Below are 5703 nucleotides of genomic sequence, written 5' to 3'. Positions count from 1 at the left end.
GTTGGTATTCCCCGCGGGAGGCGTGGCGAGTTGCGGATGCGGCTTTCCCCCCCCTGCTGGCCGAGGGGGCGCCAACGAAACCGGGTGGGCGCCCCGTCGGCCTTGCAGAGGGCCGGTTACTCGATCCGGATCCGGTTGATGTGCCAACCGTCCGGCCGGAGGAGGGATGCGGTGGACGCGGTGACGGGCCCGAGCTCGGCCACCCACCAGGGCAAGGGAGGCCGGTGCGCCCAGCCCCAGTGGAGGATCGCCTGCTCGGCCTGGGCTGCGAGGGCTCTGGCGGGGCGCTGGTCGCTGGTGGTCCACAGCCCGTCCGGGCGGATGTAGACAGCGTGCTCGCCGTCGGCCAGCGCGAGGGTCTGCTCCCAGCGGAGCCGTTCTTCCACCCCGGCGACGGCGAGGCGGCGGGGGTGGTGCACGGCCAGGTAGGCCCACAGGTCGGCCCACTGCTCTTCTCGCAGAGCGGCGACCGCCCTCCGGCGCCGTGTGCCCAGGTCGGGGGCCGGAAGGTGGGGGCGGGTCGCGGGGGTGTCGCCGCCGTCGGGGTACAGGGGGCCGTCCTCGGGCACCGGCCAGTGATCCTCCCCCGCGGTGAGCAGCCGAACTCGCACGCCGGTGGCGCGATTCACTGCGGCGGCCCAGGGGTGGCGGCCACCGAAGGCGAGAGGAACGGCCAGGGCACCGCCCCTGGCCAGTTGTGTGAGCCAGGCGCGGGGGATGCCCCGGACGGGGAGGGCGGAGACGATCAGGTCGTAGGGGCCCTGGTCCGGTCGGCCGTGTGCGAGGTCGCCGATGTGGACATCGACGAGGCCGAGGTTGCGGCCGCGGGGTCCGAGCGGGGCGCGCACGCTTTCTTCGCCGGCGCGGTCCGGCTGGACGGAGAAGAAGGGGGTGTCTCCGCTCAGGTTCGCGAGCTCGCGGGTGATGTCGCTGTCGGGGCCGATCTGGAGGATGCGGGCGCCGGGGGCGACCTGCCGGGTGAGGAGGATGGGCAGGGTCCTCGCCGCCGACGCGGGGGGTACGAGGAGTTGGTGCTCGGGGGCGGGTGAGTCGTTCATGTCCTTCGGGGTCTGGTCGGGGCTTCGCCGGTGGCGCGTCGCCGATGCGGAGGGGGTCGTTTCTGGTTCTGCCAGGCCGCTGGGGGCGGCCGGGTTGTCGGCGATGCGGGTGCCCGTGGTCGCGGGGCGCCTCCGATGGGGGTGTCGACACGGTGGCCGCCGGTGCCCGGCGCACCGAGCGGGGTGCCGGTCACGGCCGGTGCTCCGGCTGCTCGCGGCCCTCGGCCCGCCGCAGGCAGCGGCTCCTGGCGGCCGCGGTTCGGCTTCGGACCAGGGCCGCCCGGCGAACCTCCCGGGGCGGCTCGGGGCTGGCGGGCAGGAGCCGCCAGTGGACGGTGTTGGTCACGGCCACGGTGACGACGCGTCGGCCGGCACGGTGCTGGATGCGCAGAGGGGTGCCGTTGTTGAGCCGGAAGCAGACACGGTGGAAGGCGTCGTTGTCGGTGAAGGCTTCCAGGCGGTGGTCCCGCTCAGAGCGGTCGAGCTGGGTTCCTCCGGCGCGCAGCAGGCGGCCCAGCCAGCGCAGGGCCTGCCCCGCGGTGGCGTGGTGGCTGACGTGCCGCAGCAGAGGGTGGCGGGCACCGGCGAGGTCGGTGCTGGTGTAGGTGGCCGTGAAGCGGGCGGCGGGCACGGGGGTCCTCGGGGTGTCGGGGCGGTGGTGGCCGGGTCGGCTTAGTCCTCTCGGGGGTGGCTTGCGCTCACCGGCGTGCCAGGGTCGATGAGGGTGTGGCCCAGCCACCGCCCCGAGGTGAGGGTGCCGGTGACGGGCGGCCAGTAGGCCCAGCGGACGACCGCAGGTCCGGGGCTGGCCGGCTCGTCGATGAAGTCGGGGTCGGGCGCGGGGTTGGGCACCTTGAGGCGTTCACCGGCGGGCAGGAGGTTGGCCAGCGGGTGGTGGCCGAGCCACGGCTGTTCCTGGTCCGGGGCTATCAGCCAGTAGGTGAGGTCGGAGGTCGCGTCGTACAGCACCGGTCCGAGGCGGTGGGCGCAGGGGCCGGCGAGGGCGGCGGCGAGCAGCGGCAGCCCGGTGGCCGCCGGGAGGGAGATCGTGTCCCAGCGGCTCCCGGTGGGGACGGAGATCAGGAGGTCGGGCTCCGCCAGCCAGCGGATGAAGCCCCGGTCGCGGTGCGTGCTGCCGAGGACTCCGAGCAGCCAGATGCCGGGCGGCATGGCAGCGGCTTGGGCGGGTGTGGGGTGGTGTCGGGGCAGGGGGTTCACCGTCTACCGTCCGTCCCGGCGGCGTTCGAGGACGGTGTAGCGCTGCACGGTGTCGCTCAGACCGAGGACGATGACCTGGCGGGTGCCGTGCAGGAGCAGGACCCGGCGGGTGATCAGACCGGTCATGTCCGCGACCTCGTACGGCCTGCCGTCGAGCTGGACCCAGCTGCCGATGCGGATGTCGCCGGCCCCGGCGGGCAGGGGGTTGAGCAGGGCCCGGCCGTCGGAGAGGTGGTAGATCCCGGCGTGGTCCGGCTCGGTGACGTGCACTCGGGTGTCGAGCGGCCGGACCTGCGGGGCGGGCCGGGAGGGTGCGGGTCGCATGGAGGGTTCCGTTCGAGCGCAAGGGCGCGGTGGCCGCCGCCGGGGCGGTTCGCCGGTCCGGGCAGGGGTGGACGGGGCGGGCGGCTGGCCGGTGGTGAGGACGGTGAACTCCGCGACGGTTTCGAGGCGGGGAAGCGGCAGGATGAGGGCACCGTCGTCGAGGTGGAGGGTGCGCCCGCCGTCCCGGCGCGAGAGCAGGCTGGTGATCTCGCACGCCGTGTCGCCGACCTTGATCCAGGAGCCGGTGCGGAGTTCGTGCCCGCCGGCGGGCACCGGGACGGTGAGGATGCGGCCGTCGGGAAGGCGGAACCGGTCTGGGCCGATCCGTGTCGGGGTTGCGCGGGTTGTTCGCGGGTGCGGGGCTCGGGTGGTCATGGGGGGTTCCGATCGCTCAGTTCGTCGGGGTGACGAGGGGGCAGCGGGCCCAGACGGCCTTGCCGCTGCCCGTGGGCTCCCAGCCCCAGTCGTCGTTGCTGACGGCGCGCACCAGGCCGAGGCCGAGGCCGCCTTCGAAGTCGCCGGGCTCGGTGGTGTCGAGCACCGGCCCGCTCGGGGCGCCGTCGCGGACGACGATGAGCAGGGTCAGGCCGGTGGTCGCCTCCAGCTCCAGGTCGAGCTCGATCCACTCGGGGGCGCCGGGGCGCTGCGCGGGCACGTTGCTGGGAGGCCAGCAGGTGCCGTGGTTGATCACGTGCTTGAGGACGTTGGTGAGCAGCTCGGTGAGGACGAGCATCGCGTCGTGCACGGCAGCGCTGACGGGGTCCTGCTCGGGGTCGCCGAGAACACAGCCGCGTTCGGCCAGCCAGCGGTGGCACCGGTCGACGGCGAGGGAACGGAGCAGGGGGATGTGCTCGGCGGTGAGGTGAGCCTCCCTCAGCTTGAAGGAGGTCTGCCTGGCGTCTTCGGTGCTGACCTGGACGGGCGGGGTCATGTCGCCTCCGTGCTGTGCGGCCGCCGGCCGAAGAAGGCGGCGACGGTGTTGCGCGAACGTTCGGGGGAGAGTTGGGGAGCGCTGGGGGCCGTCTCCGTCGTGGGCGCCTTCTCCTTGCCCGCGAGGAGGGGTGCGAGCGCCGACTCGGAGACGGCGTCGAGTGCGGAGGCCAGCTCCCCGGCGAAGGTCAGCCGGTCGGTGCCGTCGGGTTCGGCCAGCCAATACGGGCCCTTGCGGTGGGGGATGCCGGGCCTGGGGCAGTGGATCTCGTGTGTTCCGTCCGCCGACAGATGGCCGGTGAGGCTCTTCCCCCAATCCCAGAGCTCGGGGGTCTTCCTGGCTATGCCGTTGAGCACGGACCCCCAGGGGTGGGTGAGGGCCGGGACAAAGAAGACGATCGAGCCACCGGTGAAGAGAACCGGTCCGGGTCGGCCCAGTCGCCGCAGTGCGGGCTCGCCCAGCACGCGGTGAACGGCGATGGCCTCCCAGCCGGGGCCGGGCAGGATCTGGATCGGTGCCAGCCCGTGGAGCTCGCGCCAGGCGGCCACCCGGGAGACGAGGTCCGACTGGCCGTGGAGGAGCCAGCGGGCGCCGGGGGTGAGGCCGGTTGGCGGCGCGGTCAGCCCGCCGGGGGGCTGGTGAGCGAACGTCGAAGTGCTGAGCGGCATGGGGGTATCCCTCGTCTCCGGCGCGGCCGAGGAAAAAGCGATCACCGACCGTCACGTCTCCGTGACACCTAGGATGTACCCTGAAATTTCAGCGTGCAACTTCTCTGTGAAATTTCCTTTGATCTCCTTCGGAGTGGAGGGCGTCGGTGAGCGGAGCGATTACTCCTGGTGCGGTCCGTAGGGCAAAATCGGCTCTGGCACGCAGGCAGAGGGGAGGGTCAGCAGTGGCGACAGCACCCATGGGGCCGCTCCAGCACCGGCGGAAGGTCGGCCGACGCCTCAAGGAGTTCCGTGAAGTTTCAGGACTGACGGTCGAACAGGCAGGTCAGTCCATCGGGGTGTCGGACAGCACGATGAGCCGGATCGAGAACGGCAAGCGCGACGTCAAGATGATCGAGCTCAAGGGGCTGCTCGACAGGTACAGCGTCCCCGAGGACGAGCGCAACGCGCTGCTGGCCATGGCTCGCGAGGCACCCGAGGGCGGCATGTGGACCGCGCACGAAGCCGCCTTCCCTCCCACCTTGGAGACCTACCTGGGGCTGGAGGAGGCCGCGCGTACACTGCGGGTCTTCGCCCTGGGTTCGATCCACAGCCTGACGCGCACCCGTCCCACCATGCGGGGCATCCTCCGGTCCGGCCTGCCGGCCGCGAGCGACACCGAGCTTGACCTCCTGACCGATGCCCACATGGCCCGGCAGGAGGTCCTCACCAGGGAACCGGTCCCGGTCGAGCTGGCGATCATCCTGGATGAAGCGGCGCTGCGCAGGCCGGTCGGCGACGCGGAGGCCTGGCGCGACCAGCTCGACCACCTGATCCGGTGCGGCGAGGAAGTCCCGAACATCACCTTCCAGTGCCTGCCCTTCGCGGCCGGACCCCACGGATCGCTGACGGGCGGCTTCACGATGATCGACTTCCCGGACCCTGCCGAGCCCGAGGTCGTGTACTGCGACACGCCGGGCGGCAACCTCTACCTCCCGAAGCCGAAGGACATCCGGCGGTTCGGGCAGCTCTACACCCAGCTGTGCGGCCAGGCACTCTCCCCGGCCGCCTCGCTGGAGTTCGTACGAACCATCCGGCACGAGACGTGAGATGACATGACTGTTCCTAATTTCAGCCACGCCACCTGGTTCAAGGCCCGGGCGTCCGAGAGCGCCCAGGGGTGCTTCGAGACGGCGTTCGCCGAGGGCCACGTGGCCCTGCGGGACTCCAAGGACCGCTCACTGCCCGCCCAGGTCTACCCGGCTGAGGTCTGGAACGGCTGGCTGGCGAACCTGCGCCGCGGCGTCTTCACGGGCCACCGCATCGCCCTCAGCTTCACTGGCGCCGGGGTCCAGGTTCGCGACACGGCCACCCCCGACGCCCAGGTCCACACGTACACGCTGCACGAGTTCTTCTGCTTCATGTCCGGGGTGCACGGCCGCGAGTTCGACCTCGCCGCCTGACCTCCCTGTACGCGAAGGCGCCCGGCACTCTCGTTGAGTTGCGGGGGGCGTGGGGTGCAGGG

Annotated in this window: 8 protein-coding genes; 2 read left to right on the top strand and 6 right to left on the bottom strand. The window is 72.2% G+C overall.

What is annotated here, in order from left to right; translation table 11 throughout:
- Nucleotides 1-116 precede the first annotated feature (116 nt).
- The 6 genes from ACFXOZ_RS41930 to ACFXOZ_RS41905 form a co-directional block, all read right to left on the bottom strand.
- Nucleotides 117-1058: a hypothetical protein gene (locus ACFXOZ_RS41930; protein WP_380531494.1), complete on the bottom strand. Its 942-nt coding sequence runs from the start codon at nucleotides 1056-1058 to the stop codon at nucleotides 117-119.
- 190 nt (nucleotides 1059-1248) lie between these two features.
- Nucleotides 1249-1689 carry a hypothetical protein gene (locus ACFXOZ_RS41925; RefSeq protein WP_380595306.1) on the bottom strand — a complete coding sequence of 147 codons (441 nt, stop codon included), beginning with the start codon at nucleotides 1687-1689 and terminating at the stop codon, nucleotides 1249-1251.
- Nucleotides 1690-1730: 41 nt separating this feature from the next.
- Entirely contained in the window at nucleotides 1731-2228 is a 498-nt protein-coding gene (locus ACFXOZ_RS41920; RefSeq protein WP_380531500.1) for a hypothetical protein, read from the bottom strand.
- A gap of 51 nt (nucleotides 2229-2279) precedes the next feature.
- A complete protein-coding gene (locus tag ACFXOZ_RS41915) occupies nucleotides 2280-2975 on the bottom strand; it encodes a hypothetical protein (RefSeq protein WP_380531503.1) in 696 nt (231 codons plus the stop codon).
- Nucleotides 2976-2991: 16 nt separating this feature from the next.
- Nucleotides 2992-3531, bottom strand: coding sequence for an ATP-binding protein (locus ACFXOZ_RS41910; RefSeq protein ID WP_380531506.1), 540 nt, complete (start codon nucleotides 3529-3531; stop codon nucleotides 2992-2994).
- On the bottom strand, nucleotides 3528-4199 hold the full coding sequence (locus tag ACFXOZ_RS41905; RefSeq protein ID WP_380531508.1) for a hypothetical protein: 672 nt from the start codon (nucleotides 4197-4199) through the stop codon (nucleotides 3528-3530). The genes ACFXOZ_RS41910 and ACFXOZ_RS41905 overlap by 4 nt, the downstream gene beginning before the upstream one ends.
- 224 nt (nucleotides 4200-4423) lie before the next feature.
- On the opposite strand from ACFXOZ_RS41905, the gene ACFXOZ_RS41900 reads away from it, so the two are divergent.
- On the top strand, nucleotides 4424-5287 hold the full coding sequence (locus tag ACFXOZ_RS41900) for a helix-turn-helix domain-containing protein (RefSeq protein ID WP_380531511.1): 864 nt from the start codon (nucleotides 4424-4426) through the stop codon (nucleotides 5285-5287).
- Between the two features lie 6 nt (nucleotides 5288-5293).
- Nucleotides 5294-5641 (top strand): DUF397 domain-containing protein, encoded by a 348-nt coding sequence (locus ACFXOZ_RS41895; protein WP_380531513.1) that lies wholly within the window; start codon nucleotides 5294-5296, stop codon nucleotides 5639-5641.
- Nucleotides 5642-5703: the final 62 nt, after the last annotated feature.

This window comes from Kitasatospora sp. NPDC059160 (assembly GCF_042755465.1).
Lineage (GTDB): Bacteria > Actinomycetota > Actinomycetes > Streptomycetales > Streptomycetaceae > Kitasatospora.
Note: the sequence above shows the minus strand (reverse complement) of the source record. Positions and strands in the feature narration are given on the sequence as shown.